General features: G+C 67.9%; 18 protein-coding genes. 5 read left to right on the top strand and 13 right to left on the bottom strand.

The window, feature by feature from the left end:
* The 8 genes from FFS27_RS01230 to bioB all read right to left on the bottom strand — a co-directional run.
* Nucleotides 1-1,746: acyl-CoA dehydrogenase C-terminal domain-containing protein (locus FFS27_RS01230; protein WP_137951912.1), on the bottom strand; the 1,746-nt coding region annotated here is incomplete at its 3' end.
* 212 nt (nt 1,747-1,958) lie between these two features.
* Nucleotides 1,959-3,764: a phenylacyl-CoA dehydrogenase gene (locus FFS27_RS01225; RefSeq protein ID WP_003084842.1), complete on the bottom strand. Its 1,806-nt coding sequence runs from the start codon at nt 3,762-3,764 to the stop codon at nt 1,959-1,961.
* A gap of 340 nt (nt 3,765-4,104) precedes the next feature.
* Entirely contained in the window at nt 4,105-4,335 is a 231-nt protein-coding gene (locus FFS27_RS01220) for a hypothetical protein (protein WP_003103338.1), read from the bottom strand.
* A 108-nt stretch (nt 4,336-4,443) separates the two neighbouring features.
* Complete coding sequence (bioD, locus tag FFS27_RS01215; protein ID WP_003111241.1) at nt 4,444-5,130, bottom strand: dethiobiotin synthase; 687 nt, start codon at nt 5,128-5,130, stop codon at nt 4,444-4,446.
* 3 nt (nt 5,131-5,133) lie between these two features.
* Nucleotides 5,134-5,958: a malonyl-ACP O-methyltransferase BioC gene (bioC, locus tag FFS27_RS01210; RefSeq protein ID WP_003084830.1), complete on the bottom strand. Its 825-nt coding sequence runs from the start codon at nt 5,956-5,958 to the stop codon at nt 5,134-5,136.
* Nucleotides 5,951-6,673 (bottom strand): alpha/beta fold hydrolase, encoded by a 723-nt coding sequence (locus FFS27_RS01205; RefSeq protein ID WP_003084828.1) that lies wholly within the window; start codon nt 6,671-6,673, stop codon nt 5,951-5,953. Before FFS27_RS01205 ends, bioC begins: the two co-directional genes overlap by 8 nt.
* Nucleotides 6,666-7,871 carry an 8-amino-7-oxononanoate synthase gene (gene bioF, locus FFS27_RS01200; protein WP_015502248.1) on the bottom strand — a complete coding sequence of 402 codons (1,206 nt, stop codon included), beginning with the start codon at nt 7,869-7,871 and terminating at the stop codon, nt 6,666-6,668. The genes FFS27_RS01205 and bioF overlap by 8 nt, the downstream gene beginning before the upstream one ends.
* A 105-nt stretch (nt 7,872-7,976) precedes the next feature.
* Nucleotides 7,977-9,035: a biotin synthase BioB gene (gene bioB / locus FFS27_RS01195; protein ID WP_003103330.1), complete on the bottom strand. Its 1,059-nt coding sequence runs from the start codon at nt 9,033-9,035 to the stop codon at nt 7,977-7,979.
* A 168-nt stretch (nt 9,036-9,203) separates the two neighbouring features.
* On the opposite strand from bioB, the gene FFS27_RS01190 reads away from it, so the two are divergent.
* Nucleotides 9,204-9,593 carry a fimbrial protein gene (locus tag FFS27_RS01190; protein ID WP_218014958.1) on the top strand — a complete coding sequence of 130 codons (390 nt, stop codon included), beginning with the start codon at nt 9,204-9,206 and terminating at the stop codon, nt 9,591-9,593.
* A 43-nt stretch (nt 9,594-9,636) separates the two neighbouring features.
* Here the strand turns inward: FFS27_RS01190 and FFS27_RS01185 are convergent, their stop codons facing one another.
* The 5 genes from FFS27_RS01185 to FFS27_RS01165 all read right to left on the bottom strand — a co-directional run bounded on the left by FFS27_RS01185 (nt 9,637) and on the right by FFS27_RS01165 (nt 13,954).
* Entirely contained in the window at nt 9,637-10,614 is a 978-nt protein-coding gene (locus tag FFS27_RS01185; protein ID WP_003084819.1) for a biotin-dependent carboxyltransferase family protein, read from the bottom strand.
* A complete protein-coding gene (locus tag FFS27_RS01180) occupies nt 10,604-11,482 on the bottom strand; it encodes a 5-oxoprolinase subunit B family protein (protein ID WP_021263093.1) in 879 nt (292 codons plus the stop codon). The genes FFS27_RS01185 and FFS27_RS01180 overlap by 11 nt, the downstream gene beginning before the upstream one ends.
* 1 nt (nt 11,483) lies before the next feature.
* Nucleotides 11,484-12,860 (bottom strand): acetyl-CoA carboxylase biotin carboxylase subunit, encoded by a 1,377-nt coding sequence (locus FFS27_RS01175; protein WP_003084815.1) that lies wholly within the window; start codon nt 12,858-12,860, stop codon nt 11,484-11,486.
* Nucleotides 12,861-12,870: 10 nt separating this feature from the next.
* Entirely contained in the window at nt 12,871-13,119 is a 249-nt protein-coding gene (locus tag FFS27_RS01170; RefSeq protein ID WP_003084813.1) for an acetyl-CoA carboxylase, read from the bottom strand.
* A gap of 76 nt (nt 13,120-13,195) precedes the next feature.
* Nucleotides 13,196-13,954, bottom strand: coding sequence for a 5-oxoprolinase subunit PxpA (locus FFS27_RS01165; protein WP_003111232.1), 759 nt, complete (start codon nt 13,952-13,954; stop codon nt 13,196-13,198).
* 117 nt (nt 13,955-14,071) lie between these two features.
* Here FFS27_RS01165 and FFS27_RS01160 point away from each other — a divergent pair, with 117 nt between their 5' ends.
* The 4 genes from FFS27_RS01160 to FFS27_RS01145 all read left to right on the top strand — a co-directional run bounded on the left by FFS27_RS01160 (nt 14,072) and on the right by FFS27_RS01145 (nt 16,571).
* On the top strand, nt 14,072-14,998 hold the full coding sequence (locus FFS27_RS01160; protein ID WP_003129068.1) for a LysR family transcriptional regulator: 927 nt from the start codon (nt 14,072-14,074) through the stop codon (nt 14,996-14,998).
* 53 nt (nt 14,999-15,051) lie between these two features.
* The gene (locus FFS27_RS01155) at nt 15,052-15,345 is read left to right on the top strand and encodes a hypothetical protein (RefSeq protein WP_003084806.1); all 294 of its coding nucleotides are present in this window, start codon (nt 15,052-15,054) and stop codon (nt 15,343-15,345) included.
* A gap of 138 nt (nt 15,346-15,483) precedes the next feature.
* A complete protein-coding gene (locus FFS27_RS01150; RefSeq protein ID WP_004365178.1) occupies nt 15,484-16,209 on the top strand; it encodes a ComF family protein in 726 nt (241 codons plus the stop codon).
* 41 nt (nt 16,210-16,250) lie between these two features.
* The gene (locus FFS27_RS01145) at nt 16,251-16,571 is read left to right on the top strand and encodes a YfiM family lipoprotein (protein WP_004365177.1); all 321 of its coding nucleotides are present in this window, start codon (nt 16,251-16,253) and stop codon (nt 16,569-16,571) included.
* Nucleotides 16,572-16,604 lie beyond the last annotated feature (33 nt).

Here is a 16,604-nt window from a genome sequence, read left to right as displayed (position 1 = left end):
GCCGCGCACCGCGGCGTGCGCCGCGGTGCGCGGCAGCAGGCGACTGAAGTAGAAGTCGGCGGTGGCCAGCTTGGCTTCGTAGAACGCGGCCTCGCCGCTGCCGGCATCCAGCTTCTCGCGCGCCACCAGGGCGATGCGCAACCAGAAATAGGCCAGGGTCACGTAGCCGGAGAACATCAGGTAGTCCACCGAGGCGGCGCCCACTTCGTCGGCATTCTTCATCGCCGCCAGGCCCACCTGCTGGGTCAGTTCGCCCCACTGCGCGTTCAGCGCCGCCAGTTGCGCGACCTGTCCCTTCAGTTGCGGATGCTCGGCCTGGGCCTGGCACAACTGGTGGACCAGTTTGGTGAAGCCGCGCAACAGCTTGCCCTGGCTGCCCAGTACCTTGCGGCCAAGCAGGTCGAGGGCCTGGATGCCGTTGGTGCCTTCGTAGATCTGTGCGATGCGGCAATCGCGGACCAACTGCTCCATGCCCCACTCGCGGATGTAGCCGTGGCCGCCGTAGACCTGCATGCCGAGGTTGGTCACCTCCTGCCCGGTCTCGGTCATGAAGGCCTTGCAGATCGGTGTCAGGAAGGCCAGCAGGTCGGCGGCCCGCTCGCGCTCGGCGGCGTCCTGCGACAGGTGCTCGGTGTCGAGCAACTGGGCGGTGAAGTAGGCCAGCGCGCGGTTGCCTTCGTTGAACGCCTTCATGGTCAGCAGCATGCGCCGTACGTCGGGGTGCACAATGATCGGGTCGGCCGGCTTGTCCGGCGCCTTCGGCCCCGTCAGCGAGCGCATCTGCAAGCGCTCCCGGGCGTAGCGCACGGCGCCCTGGTAGCTGGTCTCGCCAAGGCACAGGCCCTGCATGCCGGTGCCCAGGCGGGCGTGGTTCATCATGGTGAACATGCAGTGCAGGCCCTTGTTCGGCTCGCCGATCAGGTAGCCGGTGGCGCCGTCGAAGTTCATCACACAGGTGGCCGAGGCCTTGATCCCCATCTTGTGCTCGATGGAGCCACAAGAAACCGCGTTGCGCACGCCTGCCTCGCCGGCGGCGTCGGGGAGGAACTTCGGCACGATGAACAGCGAGATACCCTTGGTCCCGGCCGGCGCATCGGGCAACTTGGCCAGCACCAGGTGAACGATGTTCTCGCTCAGGTCGTGCTCGCCGGCGGAGATGAAGATCTTCGTCCCGCTGATCGCATGGCTGCCGTCGGCGTTCGGCACCGCGCGGGTCTTGATGATGCCCAGGTCGGTGCCGCAGTGCGGCTCGGTCAGGCACATGGTGCCGGTCCAGGTGCCGGCGGTCATCCGCGCCAGGTAGAGGTCCTTCTGCGCCTGGCTGCCGTGGGCGTGGATCGCCGACATGGCGCCGCGGGTCAGGCCCGGGTACATGCCCCAGGAGACGTTGCTGGCGCCGATCATCTCGCTGAGCAGCAGACCCAGCGAGTGCGGCAGGCCCTGGCCGCCGTACGCGGGATCGCTGGCGACACCGTTCCAGCCACCCTCGACGTACTGTGCATAGGCTTCCTTGAAGCCCTTGGGCGTGGTCACCACGCCGTTGTCGAAGTGGCAGCCTTCTTCGTCGCCGGAGCGGTTCAGCGGCGCCAGAACCTGTTCGCAGAATTTCGACCCTTCATCGAGGATCGCCGCCACCATGTCCGGGGTCGCGTCGCTGGCGCCGAGCGCCTGGTAGCGCCCATGGAAGTCGAATACCTCATCGATCAGGAAGCGCATGTCGCGCAGCGGAGCCTTGTATTCCGGCATCTCTGTTCTCCTCGGCAGGGGCGCCCTACAGGCGCGAATCCCTCGAAGCTACTGCGCCGGGCGGGCGCCTACAATCACGCTGCGGACGCTGAATGCAACGCCATAACCCCGAGGTCGGAAGGCCAGGATGCAGCGGATCGCAGGCATGAAAAAGCCCGCCGAAGGGCGGGCTCTTTCTCACCTGGGGAACGGGCCGCCAGCGGCCCGTGCCATCAGTAACCGAGGGCGAAATCTTCCTCGGCCATCTCCATCAGGTTGTTGGCGCCGGACAGCATGGCGGCGACGTGGGCGCGGGTACGCGGCAGGATGCGCTGGAAGTAGAAGCGCGCGGTCTGCAGCTTGGCCTTGTAGAAGGCTTCCTCGCCGGTGCCGGCGGCCAGCTTCTCGGCGGCCAGGCGCGCCATGTCGGCCCAGAAGTAGGCCAGGCAGGCGTAGCCGGAGTACATCAGGTAGTCCACCGAAGCGGCGCCGACTTCCTCGCGATCCTTCATGGCGGCCATGCCGACCTTCATGGTCAGGTCGCCCCACTCCTTGTTCAGCTGCGCCAGCGGAGCGACGAATTCCTTGACGGCTTCGTTGGCTTCGTTGGCCTGGCAGAACTTGTGCACGATCTTGGTGAAGCCCTTCAGCGCCTCGCCCTGGGTCATCAGCACCTTGCGACCCAGCAGGTCGAGGGCCTGAACGCCGGTGGTGCCTTCGTACAGCATCGAGATGCGGCTGTCGCGGACGTTCTGCTCCATGCCGTGCTCGGCGATGAAACCATGGCCACCGAAGATCTGCACGCCGTGGTTGGCGGACTCGAAGCCGACTTCGGTCATGAACGCCTTGGCGATCGGCGTGAGGAAGGCCAGCATCGAGTCGGCGGCTTTCTTCTGCTCTTCGTCCTGGCTGCGCTGGACGATGTCGACCTGCTTGGCGGCGAAGTACAGCATCGCGCGGTTGCCTTCGGCGAAGGCCTTCATGGTCAGCAGCATGCGGCGCACGTCAGGATGCACGATGATCGGGTCGGCGGGCTTCTCGGGCGCCTTCGGACCGGTCAGCGAGCGCATCTGCAGACGCTCGCGAGCATAGGCGATGCCGCCCTGGAAACCGACTTCGGCATGGGCCAGGCCTTGCAGCGCGGTACCCAGGCGAGCGGTGTTCATGAAGGTGAACATGCAGTTCAGGCCCTTGTTCGGCGGGCCGATCAGGAAGCCGGTGGCGGCGTCGAAGTTCATCACGCAGGTGGCGTTGCCGTGGATGCCCATCTTGTGCTCGATGGAACCGCAGGAAACCGCGTTGCGCTCGCCGGCGTTGCCTTCGGCGTTGGGCAGGAACTTCGGTACGATGAACAGCGAGATGCCCTTGGTGCCCTGCGGGGCGTCGGGCAGGCGGGCCAGGACGATATGGACGATGTTGTCGGCCATGTCGTGCTCGCCGGCGGAGATGAAGATCTTGGTGCCGGTGACCTTGTAGCTGCCGTCGGCCTGCGGCTCGGCCTTGGTGCGCAGCATGCCCAGGTCGGTGCCGCAGTGCGGCTCGGTCAGGCACATGGTGCCGGTCCACTCGCCGGAGACCAGCTTGGTCAGGTAGGTCGCCTGCTGCTCGGCGGTGCCGTGGGCATGCAGGGTGTTCATGGCGCCGTGGGACAGGCCCGGGTACATGCCCCAGGACCAGTTGGCCTGGCCGACCATCTCGCTGATGGCCAGCCCGAGGGATTCCGGCAGACCCTGGCCGCCGTGCTCGACGTCATGGGCCAGGCTCGGCCAGCCGCCTTCGACGAACTGCTGGTAGGCCTCCTTGAAGCCAGTCGGGGTCTTCACGCCGTCGGCGCTCCAGGTGCAGCCTTCCAGGTCGCCAACGCGGTTCAGCGGAGCGATCACCTGTTCGCAGAACTTCGCACCTTCCTCGAGGATGGCGTTGACCATGTCGGGAGTCGCGTCTTCGGCGCCCGGCAGGCTCTGGTAGTGCGCTTCGTAGCCCAGCAGCTCGTCGCGAACGAAACGGATATCACGCAAGGGGGCCTTGTAATCAGGCATAGCAGTCAACCTCTACGAAGGGTTCTGGTTAATCGGCGACCGGACGGATGTCCAGAGTCTGCGGTCGCAGTGCGGGATCGCTCCCGGTCGCCTTGCCGGACGCACTCATGCGTCCCGACTCTCAAACAGGCGTTTGAAACATACGTTTACGCCAATCCCTTGTCAAGCATCCGAACCGACCGCTCGGTCATGCCCGAAATCACTGGCTGCAACGACCATCCAAAGCGCTTTCGTCTCTCTCAGTAAAGCCCATGGCGAAGCGCCCGGCAGGCTTCAGGGGCCGCCGGGTGACAGTCGGAAAAGAAAGAGTCGGGGGCGACCGCTGCCGGCCGCCAGGGAGTCAGGCGTGGGTGTCGATCAGGGTGCCGAGGGTCTCGTCGGCTACCTCGATGACCCGGGCGCCGCTCTGCGCCTCGAGCTTGCCGCGGGTCAGCTCGACCATCTGCTCGGCCTGGGGCGAACGGGCCTCCACGGTGTTGCGGGCGATCTCGCTGCCGGCCTGGGCGACGCGGGCGCTACCCGACTGCACCGCATTGAGGCCACTGACGAAAGCGTTGCCGGAAATTTCCACCCTCTACTCCTGGGGACGCGCACGCGCCGCTACGATAGCAAGTGGCTTCTATTCAAGCAGACTTGGCCGGCGCTGGGTACCGCCCGTTGGTTATGGACGGCCCGCTGTTTATAGCCCGATGCCCAGGGGCCGCAGGTCGAGGTGCGCGGCCACGGCCGCGGGAGTGGCTTCCTCCAGGCGCGGTACCCGGCCCAGGCAGGGCGCCGGCAGGCGCTCGGCGAGGGTCGCCAGGTTCTCCTCCAGGCGCGAGGTAGCCGGGTCGACCACGTTGGCCACCCAGCCGGCCAGCGCCAGGCCGTCGCCTAGGATCGCCTCGGCGCTGAGCAGCGCATGGTTGATACAGCCCAGGCGCACGCCGACCACCAGCACCACCGGCAGCGCCAGCAGGCGCGCCAGGTCGGAGAGGTTCTCGCGACCCTGCAACGGCACGCGCCAACCGCCGGCGCCCTCCACCAGGGTGAGATCGGCCTGTAGCGCCAGCACCTCGCGCACCGCCTCGTGCAAGCGTGCGGCGCTCAGTTCGACGCCGGCCTCGCGCGCCGCCAGGTGCGGGGCGATGGCCGGCGCGAAGGCCAGCGGGTTGACCTGCTCGTAGGCCAGCGCCAGCGAACACTGGCCGAGCAACGCCAGCGCGTCGCCATTGCGCAGGCCTTGCGCCGTGGGCTCGCAGCCGGAGGCCACCGGCTTCGCCGCGGCGGTGCTCAGGCCGGCACGCCGGGCCGCGTGGAGCAGGCCGGCGGCGATGGTGGTCTTGCCGATCTCGGTGTCGGTACCGGTGACGAAGAACGCCGGCATGGTTCAGGAATCCTTGCGCAGCACGCCGAAGACGACGCGGTAGGTAGCGGGCAGCCCCTCGGGCTGGCGGAAACGCTCGTAGGCGGCGACCAGCGCGCGGATGCGCTGGCGCCCGGTCAGGCCGTCGGGCCGCCCGGGGTTGAGGTTGTGCGCGCCCAGCGCCTTGAGTTCGTGGGTCAGGCTGCGCAGGTCGGGGAAATGCAGGACCCGGTCCTCGTGGCGCAGGGTCAGCGGCAGCAGACCGCTGCCGGCCGCGTGTTGCAGGTAGTCGGCGAAGGCGCGGAAGCGATTGACGTGGACGAAGCCGTCCACCACCCGCCAACTGTCGCGCAACTCGCCCAGGGTACCGACGCACAGGCTGCTGAACGCCAGCACGCCGCCCGGCCGCAGGACCCGCCGCGCCTCGGCCAGGACCGCCGGGAGGTCGGCGCACCACTGGATGGCCAGGCTGGAGAACAGCAGGTCGCAACTGCCGTCGCGCAACGGCAGCCTCTCGGCGTCGCCGCCGATGAAATGGCTGGCGCCGCCGCGCGCGCGGGCATGCCGCAGCATGCCTTCGGCGATGTCCACAGCCAGGCCCTCGGCCGCGCCAAAGCGGCGTTCCAGGGCCCGGCTGAAATGACCGGTGCCGCAGCCGAGATCGACCCAGCGGCGCGGCGAGAAGCCTTCCGGCAATGCCGACAGCAGGCTCTCGCCGACGCCGCGCTGGAGTTCGGCCACCGCGTCGTAGCTGGCCGCCGCGCGGGAAAACGACGCGGCGACCCGGCGCTTGTCGGGCAGCGCGGCAACGCCATGGGGCGCCAGCAGCGGCGCGGAATCGTCAGGCATCGTCACCCTCGCGAAGGAATCTCAGGATTGCGCTGGCCACCTCGTCCGGGCATTCCAGCGGCAGGCCGTGGCTGGCCGCCAGGGTCGAGACCTCGACGTCCGGCAGCCACTCGAGCAGGGCCTCGGCGGCGGCCACCGGCACCAGCGCATCGGCTTCGGCGAACAGATGCAATTGCGGCCCGCGGAAGTTTTCCAGGGCGGCCCGGGTATCCAGTTGGCCGAGCAACTGCAGGCCGGCGACCAGCGCCTCGCGCTCCAGCTGCGGCAGCGCCACCTGCAGTTGCCGCGCCAGGGTCCGAGGGTCGCGCGCACCCTGGCTGACCAGTAGGGTGAAACGCTTGCGGGTCAGGTGCGGTTCGAGCAGGAAAGCCTCGAAGAAGTCCTCGAAGGTTTCCGCCGGCATCGCGTTCGGCCAGTCCTCGCGCACACGGAAGCACGGATTGCTGGCCAGGGTCAGCAGGCCCCGGCAATCGTCGCCGCGGCGCGCCGCCAGTTCGCCGGCGAGCATGCCACCCAGCGACCAGCCGGCCAGCCAGCTATCGCGCGGCAGGTTGTCGTCGAGTTCGTCGAGCCAGTCGGCGGCATCGTCCAGCGACGGCAGCGGCTCGATCAACACGTTCAGGTGCGGCTCGCGCTCGTGCAGCGCGTCGCGCAGCGGTTCCAGCGGTGCGCTGCCCAGGCCCCAGCCCGGCAACAGGATCAGGTGGTCACGCATCGTCTCCCTCCTCGGCTTCGATCTCTGCCAGAAGGCTAGACGACAGCTGTCGCCAGCTTTCGCCGAGGGCTTCGAGCAAGCGGTCGACCTGCGCTTCGCTGTGCGCGGCGGACAGCGTGACGCGCAGCCGCGCGCTGTTGGCCGGCACGGTTGGCGGGCGGATCGCGCCGACCATGATGCCGCGGGCTCGAAGCATGCCGGCCAGGGCCACGGCCTGGCGGCTGCCGCCGACCAGGATCGGCTGGATCGGCGTGAAGCTGTCCATCAGGGTCAGGCCAAGCGCCTCGGCGCCATGGCGGAAACGGGCGATCAGCGCCGCCAGGTGTTGCCGCCGCCAGCTTTCGCGGCGCAGCAGCTCCAGGCTCCTCAGGGTGGCGCAGGCCACCGCTGGCGGCTGGCTGGTGGTGTAGATGTAGGGCCGGGCGTACTGAATCAGGGTCTCGATCAGTTCCTCGCTACCGGCTACGAAGGCGCCGGCGGTACCGAAACCCTTGCCGAGGGTGCCGATCAGCACCGGCACCTGCTCCTGGCCGAGGCCGAAGTGTTCGACGATCCCGCCGCCGCTGGCGCCCAGCGGGCCGAAGCCATGCGCGTCGTCGACCATCAGCCAGGCGCCGCGGGCCTGCGCGACGGCGGCCAGGGCCGGCAGGTCGGCGAGATTGCCGTCCATGCTGAAGACCCCATCGGTGACCACCAGGGTATTGCCCTCGGCCTTGTCCAGGCGCGCGGCGAGGCTTGCCGGGTCGTTGTGCAGGTAGCGCGAGAAACGCGCGCCGGAGAGCAATCCGGCATCCAGCAGCGAAGCGTGGTTGAGGCGGTCCTCCAGCACCGTGTCGCCCTTGCCGACCAGCGCGGTCACCGCGCCAAGGTTGGCCATGTAGCCGGTGGAGAACAGCAGCGCGCGCGGCCGCCCGGTGAATTCGGCGAGGGCCAGCTCCAGTTCGTGGTGCGGACCGCTGTGGCCGACCACCAGGTGCGAGGCGCCGCCGCCCACGCCCCAGCGCTCGGCGCCGGCGCGTAACGCGGCGATCACTTCGGGATGATTGGCCAGGCCGAGGTAGTCGTTGGAACAGAAGGCCAGCAGCGGCTGGCCGTCGACCACGACGTCCGGGCCCTGGGCCGACTCCAGCAGCGGCCGCTGGCGGTAGAGGTCTTCCGCGCGCCGGCTGGCGAGGCGGGAAGCGAGATCGAAGGACATGGCAGGTCGCTCGTGTTGCTGGACGGACGCAGGCGCACCCGTCCACGCAGGGCCGACATCAGCGGCTGCAACGAAGGGACGGCGGCGCCCTCCCTTCCAGTATGGTCAGGCGGAAGCGGCGTTATAGAACAGCTTCGATTCGCGTTGTTCCACCAACGCCTGCTCGATGGCGGCCTGGTGCACTTCGTCGGCGTGCTCTTCGCGCTCTTCCGGCTTGATGCCGAGACGGGCGAACAACTGCATGTCCTTTTCGGCCTGCGGGTTCTTCGTGGTCAGCAGCTTTTCGCCGTAGAAGATCGAGTTGGCCCCGGCCATGAAGGCCAGCGCCTGCATCTGCTCGTTCATCTGCTCGCGGCCGGCGGACAGGCGCACGTGGGACTTCGGCATCATGATCCGGGCCACCGCCAGGGTGCGGATGAAGTCGAAGGGATCGACGTCCTTCTCTTCCGCCAGGGGCGTGCCCTTGACCTTCACCAGCATGTTGATCGGCACCGACTCCGGGTGCTCCGGCAGGTTCGCCAACTGGATCAGCAGGCCGGCGCGGTCGTCCACCGACTCGCCCATGCCGAGGATGCCGCCGGAGCAGATCTTCATCCCCGCCTCGCGCACGTAGGCCAGGGTCTGCAGGCGCTCGCTGTAGGTGCGGGTGGTGATGATGTTGCCGTAGAACTCCGGCGAGGTATCCAGGTTGTGGTTGTAGTAGTCGAGGCCGGCGTCCGCCAGCGCCTGGGTCTGTTCCTGGGTCAGGCGGCCGAGGGTCATGCAGGTCTCCAGGCCGAGCTTCTTCACGCCCTTGACCATCTCCAGGACGTAGGGCATGTCCTTGGCCGACGGGTGCTTCCAGGCAGCGCCCATGCAGAAGCGGGTCGAACCGATGGCCTTGGCCTCGGCCGCCGCCTCGAGGACCTTCTGCACCTCCATCAGCTTCTCCTTGTCCAGGCCGGTGTTGTAGTGGCCGGACTGCGGGCAGTACTTGCAGTCCTCGGGACAGGCGCCGGTCTTGATCGACAGCAGCGTCGAGACCTGTACGCGGTTCGGGTCGAAGTGCGCGCGATGCACCGTCTGCGCCTGGAACAGCAGGTCGTTGAACGGCTGCTCGAACAGGGCACGGACTTCGGCGAGGGACCAGTCGTGACGGGTGGCGACGGAAGCGGTTGCACTCATGGGGAAGATTCCTTCGACGCTTGCATGGCGCCTTTTGTCGGGGAGCCCCGGCACGCCGGGGTCAGGCTTAAGGGGCATCATAAGTGGCTCTAGGACGCTGTCAACCCAGACCAGGACACAGGTATACACCTGATCAATATTTGATCATTTCATCGGCGATCGTCGCCCCTGAGCATTTCACCCAAGACACTCGACTTCGGCCTACTTCAAGCGCTTCAAGCCGCCACCAACCAGACCATCAAGGAAAAGCCCTTCCAGATCACTGCAAGCAAGAACTGCAATAGCGCCTATGGCCTGGGAGCCCTTCTGAGACCCGTGAATTCTTCCAGCACCGTAGGCGACACGTTGGTGCCGGGAGACAACAAGTCCGTAGGCATCACCGTGCTCAGGCAAGAAGACCGTCGCATCGTCCCCTTCAACAAAGAATTCCAATTGGTGGAACACAGCAAAGACCAGGTCGTGGTGAAGAACTTCCTGGCCCAACTGAAATGGATGACCAACGCACCTACGTTGGGTCGATTCAATGCCACCACTGCGATAGATATCTACTACAAGTGAGCGGGAGGCCGCTTCGCAGACGGAAGCGGCCGGTATCGACGACTCAGCGCAGGAAGAAGTGCTGGAGTCGTTGCACTTGCCAGTTGTAACGGCGACGCGCCTCGAGACCTTCCTCCAGGCTGACGGCGACGAAACGCGCCTTCTGGTTCGGTTGCATCTGCGCCAGCCGGTTCAGGTCGGGGCTGATCACCGTGCCCAGCGTGGCATATCCCCCACCGGATACCGCATCACGATGCAGGACGATGGGTTCGAGCCCGCCCGGTACCTGGATCGAGCCGATGGGATAGCAGGCGTCGACGATGTTGGACGGGTCCGAGCCTGCGCCGAATGGCTGTTCGCGCGGCTCGAACCGGAGCGCCGTGCCGCCCTTGAAGCGGTAGCCGGTGCGGTCCGCCTCCGAGCCGACGGTCCAGGTCTCGGCGAAGAAACGCTCGACCGCGTCGGGAGTCAGGCGATGGACGTAGAGTCCGGGAACTACCCGCAAGCTCACCTCGCCGCCGACCTCCACCTGCAACGAGCGCGGCAGCGCCAAGCCCTCCACGGCAGAGGGCGAGGCAGGCCCCAGGGGCAGCAGGTCGCCCTCCGCCAGTCGCCGTCCCTGCAAGCCACCGATCGCCCCCAGACCGTAGGTCGAACGGCTGCCCAGCACCTCGGGTACCGCGATGCCGCCGTCGATGGCGAGATAGCCACGGGCGCCGGCACGGATGAAATCGAACCCCAGTACCTGGCCGGCGCGAACCCGGAAGGAAGTATCCAGCGGCATCTCCGCGCCCTCCAGGCGAGGCGTCATGCGCGCCCCGCACACGGCCACCAGGGCGTCGCGCTGGAACTCCAGCTGCGGACCCAGCAGCGCGCACTCCAGCACGGCGGCGGTCGGTGCGTTGCCCACCAGCAGGTTGGCCGCGCGCAGGGCGTACTGGTCGAGCGCGCCGGACGGCGGGATACCCAGGTGATAGTGGCCTTCGCGGCCGGCGTCCTGCACCGAGGTGGCGAGGCCGGGCTTGAGCACCTTAATCGACATACAGCACCTCCTGCAGACGTTGCGTGCAGCCTCGCGGATCGGCGAGGAACGCGTCGAGATCGAAACTCACCGGACGGATGCGCAGGTCGAATGTGCCCGCTTCGACTTCGGCCGCCATGCGCTCGTATTCGGTCCGCTCGATGGGGCGGAACTGGACGATGTCGCCAGCGCGGAAGAACACCATCGATTCCTCGAGATAGGGCAGGCCCTGGCGGGGATCGAAGATCGGCGCCGGAGTCACGCCGAACATCTGGTAGCCGCCGGCACCGCGCACCGAATAGATGCAGCCGAAGCAACCGCCGTGGCCGAGGGTCAGCTTCGGCGTGTCGATGCGCGGACGCAGGTACTTGGGCACCTGCAACTGCCGCTCGCGCTCGACCATCTGGTACATGAACGGCAGGCCGGCGACGAAACCGACCATCGAGACGAACCACGGCGTGCCGCTGTGCGCCTGGATGAACGCCTGCACGTCGGCGTAGCCGTTGATCCGCGCAGCGTACTCGAGGTCGGTGGAGTCCGGGTCCTGGTGACGGTCGCGGAAGCGCATCAGGGTCTCGTGGGTCCAGGGATCGTTGTACAACACCGGCACTTCGACGATACGCGTCTCGATGCTGCGCGCGGCGACCGCCTCGGCTTCCAGGCCGCGCACGGTCTCCAGCAGCGCCTGCGGGGCCAGCCGGTCGGGGTCGAAGCGGACCTGGAACGAGGCGTTGGCCAGGCACACGTCGAGCACCCCGGGCAATTGCAGGGCCTCGATGGCGCGGGTGATCGCCATGCCGCGAAAGAAGGCTTCCAGCGACATGGCTTCGGCGACCTCGGCGAACAGGTGCTCGTCGCCGCCGAAGCTGTAGCGGATGTTGGCGTGCATCTCAAACCTCCTGCGCGGCGGCGGTCCGCTCGGCGAGCCAGGTTTCCAGGGTAGCGGTATCGAACTGCGCGGCCTGTACCCGCGCATCGGCGAGCAGCCAGCGGTGCAGCGGCAGGGTAGTGGCCATGCCGGCCAGCACGGTGCGCTCCAGCGCCTGGCGCGCGCGGGCGAACGCTTCGTCGCGGTCGCGACCATGGACGATCAGCTTGGCCAGCAACGAATCGTAGTACGGCGGCACCCGGTAGCCGGGATACAGGTGGCTGTCCACTCGCACGCCCTCGCCCTGCGGCCATTCCAGGCGCTCCACGGTGCCGGGGCTGGGGAAGAAATTGCGCGCCGGGTCTTCGGCGTTGATCCGCATCTCCAGCGCCGCGCCGTTCAGGCGAATGTCCTCCTGGCGCCAGGGCAGCGCCTCGCCGGCGGCGATGCGCAGCATGGCCTGGACCAGGTCGATGCCGGTGACCATCTCGCTGACCGGATGCTCGACCTGGATACGGGTGTTCATCTCGATGAAGAAGAACTCGCCGCTGTGCGCGTCGAACAGGTATTCCAGGGTGCCCGCGCCACGATAGCCGAGACTCTGCGCCAGGCGCACGGCGCTCTCGCAGAGGGCCTGGCGCTGCGCGCCGTCCAGCGCCGCCGAAGGTGCCTCCTCGAAGACCTTCTGGCGCCGCCGCTGCAGCGAGCATTCGCGTTCGAACAGATGCACCGCGCGCTCGCCATCGCCGAGGATCTGCACTTCGATGTGCCGCGCCTGGCGGATGAAGCGCTCCAGGTACACCGCCGGCGAACCGAAGGCGGCCTGCGCCTCGCGCTGGGCGATGGGGAATTCCCGACGCAGTTCGTCGGCGTCGTGGGCGATACGGATGCCACGCCCGCCGCCGCCAGCGGAGGCCTTGACCAGCAGCGGATAGCCGACCTCTTCGGCGCAGGCCAGCGCCGCGTCGAGGTCGTCCAGCTCGCCGGGCGAGCCCGGCACCACCGGCACCCCGGCGGCCATCGCGGTACGCCGCGCCTCGGCCTTGTCGCCCATGCGGCGGATGGTCTGCGCATCCGGACCGACGAAGACCAGTCCGGCCGCCTGCACCGCTTCGGCGAAGGCAGGGTTCTCGGAGAGGAAACCGTAGCCGGGATGGATCGAGTCGGCACCGGTTTCCCGCGCCGCCATGAGAATCGCCTCAATATCCAGGTAGCTCCGCTCGGCCCGCGCAGGGCCGATCAGACGTACCTCATCGGCCAGCCGCGCGGCCAGCGAATCGCGATCCGCCTCGCTGCACACCGCTACCGTGGGAATGCCCAGTGCCTGCGCGGCGCGGATGATGCGCACGGCGATCTCGCCGCGATTGGCCACCAGCAGCTTGTTCAGTCGCTTGTGCATGGCGTCCTCCTCAGGTAGCGCTGGCGATCACCGCCAGCACCTGTCCCGGCTCGATGGCCTCGCCATCTTCCACGTGGAACGCCTGGAGTATGCCGGCCTGCCCGGCCTGCACTTCGGAAAACTGCTTCATCACCTCGATCAGCCCGATCACGCTGCCGGCCTCGACCGCCTGCCCGACCTCCGCGTAGGGTGGCGCGTCGGGGCTGGCCTTGCGATAGAAGGTGCCGGGCAAGGGGGACTGCACGTTATGTTCGGCCATGACGAATCCTCATTATTCGAACGTTGTAGGAAATGGCAGAAAAGCTTGTCGCGAGGCTCGCCGAGGCGAGCGGCGCTCAACGCGGCGCCTTGATGCGGATGCCGGCGCCTTCCAGGCGCGCGCGGGTGCTGGCGACCAGCTCCAGGGCGCCGGGGGTGTCGCTGTGGATGCACACCGAGTCGAAGGCGATGTCGAGGTCCTCGCCCTCGACGGTGCGCACCTTGCCCTCGCGGCAGGCGCGCAGGACCTTGTCGGCGACCTGTTGCGGATCGAGGGCGGCGACCCGCCGGGTGAAGACGATGGAGCCGCTACGGTCGTAGTCGCGGTCGGCGTAGAACTCGCGCACCAGCGGCTGGCCCAGTTCCCGACCGATGCGCCAGGTGGCCGAACCGGGCATGCAATAGAGCAGCAGTTCCGGTTCCAGGCGTTGCAGGGTCTCGACGAACAGGCGCGCGGCGGCCTCGTCGCGCGCCAGGTGCATGTAGAGCGCGCCGTGGGGCTTGACGTGTTGCAGCGACAGGCCCTGCAGCCGGGCGAATTCGCGCAGGGCGCCAAGCTGGTAGAGCATGTCGTTGACCAGCTCGATGGCCGGCGCGGCGATGTGCCGGCGACCGAAGCCGACCAGGTCGCGGAAGCCCGGATGGGCGCCGATGGCCACGCCATGCTCGGCGGCCATCTCCACGGTGCGGCGCATGCTGCTCGGGTCGCCGGCATGGAAACCGGTGGCGATGTTGGCGCTGCTGATCAGCGGCATGATCGCGGCATCCACGCCATCGCCGATGGTCCATGGGCCGAAGCCTTCGCCCATGTCGGAATTGAGGTCGACTTCAGTCATTGCCCGCTGGCCTCATCTGCCTTGTTGTTGGATGGAGCCACGGTAAAAGCCGGGAAAGGTATTGGGTAGATTTATTATTCGATAGACTGGTTTCTGAAAAACAGATACCTCTTCCGGATGCTGCCCATGGCCCTGACCCTCCGCCAGGTTCGCTACTTCATCGCCACCGCCGAGTTCGGCCAGATCTCCCAGGCCGCCATCCACCTGAACATCTCGCAGTCGGCGGTGACCAGCGCGATCCAGGAACTGGAGGGCATGCTCGGCGTCGCCCTGTTCACCCGCACGGCCCAGGGCATGAACCTGACCGACAGCGGCCGGCACTTCCTCAACCACGCCTATTCGATCCAGCGCAGCGTCGACGACGCGCTCAACAGCCCGCAACCGGACACCCGGGTCGACGGCACCCTGAAGGTCGCCGCCAGCTATACCGTGATGGGCTATTTCCTCCCCCACCACCTGCAACGCCTGGCGCAGTGGTACCCGGAACTGGAGCTGCAACTGTTCGAGGACGAGCGCGCCAGCATCGAGCGCGGCCTCCTCGACGGTCGCTACGACATCGCCGTGCTGCTCACCGGCAATCTCACCGAGCCCGGGATCGCCGCCGAAACCCTGTTCAACTCCGAGCGCCGGTTGTGGCTGCCCAGCCGCCATCCGCTGGGTGAGAAGGCCGACCTGGGCCTGGCCGACGTGGCCGGCGAGCCCTACATCATGCTCACCGTCGACGAGGCCGGGCAGAGCGCGCTGCGCTACTGGCAACAGAGCGGCCACCGGCCGCAGGTGATCCTCCATACCAGTTCGGTGGAAGCGGTGCGCAGCATGGTCGCCAACGGCTCCGGCGTGGCCATCCTCTCCGATCTGGTGTACCGGCCCTGGTCGCTGGAAGGCAAACGCATCGAGACGCTATCGCTGGTCGACCCGGTGCCGTCGATGAGCGTCGGCCTGGCCTGGCGCCGCGACACCGAAGCGAGCGCCGGGATGCGCGCGTTCCGCGAATACTTCCGCCAGTCGTTCCTCGCTCCGCAGCAAAGCAGCAGCCGGCGCTGAACCCGGCGGCTAATCTCTGATCCAACGCTGGGAACACTCAGGACAGGACACTCATGGGTACAGAAGGCTTTTTCGACGGACTGGGCGAGATGCTGGGCAGGGCGATCCGCTTCGTGGTGGACCTGCTCTCCGGCCTGCTGGGCGGCATCTGGGGCGCCATGGACGACTTCCTCCACGGCCTGGCCAGGGCCATCGGCATGGACGCATCGCTGTTCAGCTTCGTCTTCCTGGTGCTCGGCCTGTTGCTGCTCTACAGCGGCATACGCGCCTTCATGCGCCGCTCGATAGTCGGCGGGGTGATCTGGACGGTGCTCGGCCTGATCGTCATGAGCTGGCTCATCCACTGATCCACGCGTCGGCCGTTTCCGCAAGGAGCGAAGGAAGGTTTCGGTTATCCACAGGCGAGTTCCGAACCCGCTGGCAACGGCTGGTCGGCGGCGCGCGCCTGCGGTTGCATGGTGCGACATCCGCCAGGAAGTCCCGCCATGTCGTTCCCGCTTCGTCCTCTCACGCGCTGGCTTTTGCCGCCGCCGGCCTGCCTGCTCTGCGCCGCCCGCAGCGACCAGCCGCCCCGCCCGCTGTGCCGCGCCTGTGCCGCCGACCTGCCCTGGTCGCGCCAGCAGTGCCGGCGCTGCGCCCTGCCCCTGCCGCTGGACGGCCAGGTGTGCGGCGAGTGCCTGCGCCGCCCGCCGGCCTATGAACAGGCGATCGCACCCTGGCGCTACGCCTTTCCGCTCGACAGCCTGATCAACCGCTTCAAGCACCAGGCGGCCTGGCCGCTGGGGCGGCTGCTCGGCGAGTTGCTGGCGGAACACCTGCGGCAACGCTACGCCGAAGGCCTGCCGCGCCCGGCACGCCTGCTGCCGGTCCCGCTGGCGCCACGGCGCGAACGTCGGCGCGGCTTCAACCAGGCGCAACAGCTCGCCGAGCGACTGGCCGGCGAGCTGGACCTGCGCAGCGATCCGCACAGCCTGCGGCGAGTGCTGGATACGCCGGCCCAGCAGGGGCTGGACGCGACGGTGCGGCGGCGCAACCTGCGCCACGCCTTCGCCCTGGCGCCCGCCAGCGATGTTCGCGGGCTGCACCTGGCACTGGTGGACGACGTGCTCACCACCGGGGCCACCGCCGAGTGCCTTTCCCGTCTGTTGCGCCGGGCGGGCGCCGCGCGGGTCGACGTCTACTGCCTGGCGCGCACGCCGAAGCCCGGCTGAGCTGGGCTAAACTGCCGCGCAACCGATACGGGAGAGGATCCATGCGCGCACTGCTGGTCGTGGCCTGCCTGTTGCTCGGCGGTTGCAGCCACTTCGCCGAAGACGACTGGCTGGGCGAAGACAAGGCCCTGCATTTCGCCAGTTCCGCGGCCCTTACCGCGGCGGGCATGCAGATGGCCCACGACCGCGGCCTGCACGGTGCTCGCCAGGCACGCTTCGGCCTGAGCTTCTCGCTCGCCTTCGGCGTCGGCAAGGAACTCTACGACAGCCGTTCCGCCGGCAGCGGCTGGAGCTGGAAGGACCTCGCCTGGGACCTGGCCGGCGCCGCCGCCGGCTACGGTCTCTACCAGGCCGCCGAGTGACGCCCTTGCGTTTTGCCCATGGCTGTTGGAGCC

Source organism: Pseudomonas sp. 2VD, assembly GCF_005503585.1.
Lineage (GTDB): Bacteria > Pseudomonadota > Gammaproteobacteria > Pseudomonadales > Pseudomonadaceae > Pseudomonas > Pseudomonas aeruginosa.
The sequence above is the reverse complement of the archived record's forward strand: the minus strand, read 5'-3'. Positions and strand labels throughout refer to the sequence as shown.

Bases quoted from the DNA above. Each gene is read 5' to 3' on its own strand.
- FFS27_RS01180 (WP_021263093.1), bottom strand. From the start codon at position 11,482: ATGCACGCCAACATCCGCTACAGCTTCGGCGGCGACGAGCACCTGTTC.
- FFS27_RS01145 (WP_004365177.1), top strand. From the start codon at position 16,251: ATGCGCGCACTGCTGGTCGTGGCCTGCCTGTTGCTCGGCGGTTGCAGC.
- FFS27_RS01150 (WP_004365178.1), top strand. From the start codon at position 15,484: ATGTCGTTCCCGCTTCGTCCTCTCACGCGCTGGCTTTTGCCGCCGCCG.
- FFS27_RS01170 (WP_003084813.1), bottom strand. From the start codon at position 13,119: ATGGCCGAACATAACGTGCAGTCCCCCTTGCCCGGCACCTTCTATCGC.
- FFS27_RS01155 (WP_003084806.1), top strand. From the start codon at position 15,052: ATGGGTACAGAAGGCTTTTTCGACGGACTGGGCGAGATGCTGGGCAGG.
- FFS27_RS01165 (WP_003111232.1), bottom strand. From the start codon at position 13,954: ATGACTGAAGTCGACCTCAATTCCGACATGGGCGAAGGCTTCGGCCCA.
- bioF (WP_015502248.1), bottom strand. From the start codon at position 7,871: ATGTCCTTCGATCTCGCTTCCCGCCTCGCCAGCCGGCGCGCGGAAGAC.
- FFS27_RS01185 (WP_003084819.1), bottom strand. From the start codon at position 10,614: ATGTCGATTAAGGTGCTCAAGCCCGGCCTCGCCACCTCGGTGCAGGAC.
- FFS27_RS01205 (WP_003084828.1), bottom strand. From the start codon at position 6,673: ATGCGTGACCACCTGATCCTGTTGCCGGGCTGGGGCCTGGGCAGCGCA.
- bioD (WP_003111241.1), bottom strand. From the start codon at position 5,130: ATGCCGGCGTTCTTCGTCACCGGTACCGACACCGAGATCGGCAAGACC.
- bioC (WP_003084830.1), bottom strand. From the start codon at position 5,958: ATGCCTGACGATTCCGCGCCGCTGCTGGCGCCCCATGGCGTTGCCGCG.
- bioB (WP_003103330.1), bottom strand. From the start codon at position 9,035: ATGAGTGCAACCGCTTCCGTCGCCACCCGTCACGACTGGTCCCTCGCC.
- FFS27_RS01175 (WP_003084815.1), bottom strand. From the start codon at position 12,860: ATGCACAAGCGACTGAACAAGCTGCTGGTGGCCAATCGCGGCGAGATC.
- FFS27_RS01225 (WP_003084842.1), bottom strand. From the start codon at position 3,764: ATGCCTGATTACAAGGCCCCCTTGCGTGATATCCGTTTCGTTCGCGAC.
- FFS27_RS01160 (WP_003129068.1), top strand. From the start codon at position 14,072: ATGCTGCCCATGGCCCTGACCCTCCGCCAGGTTCGCTACTTCATCGCC.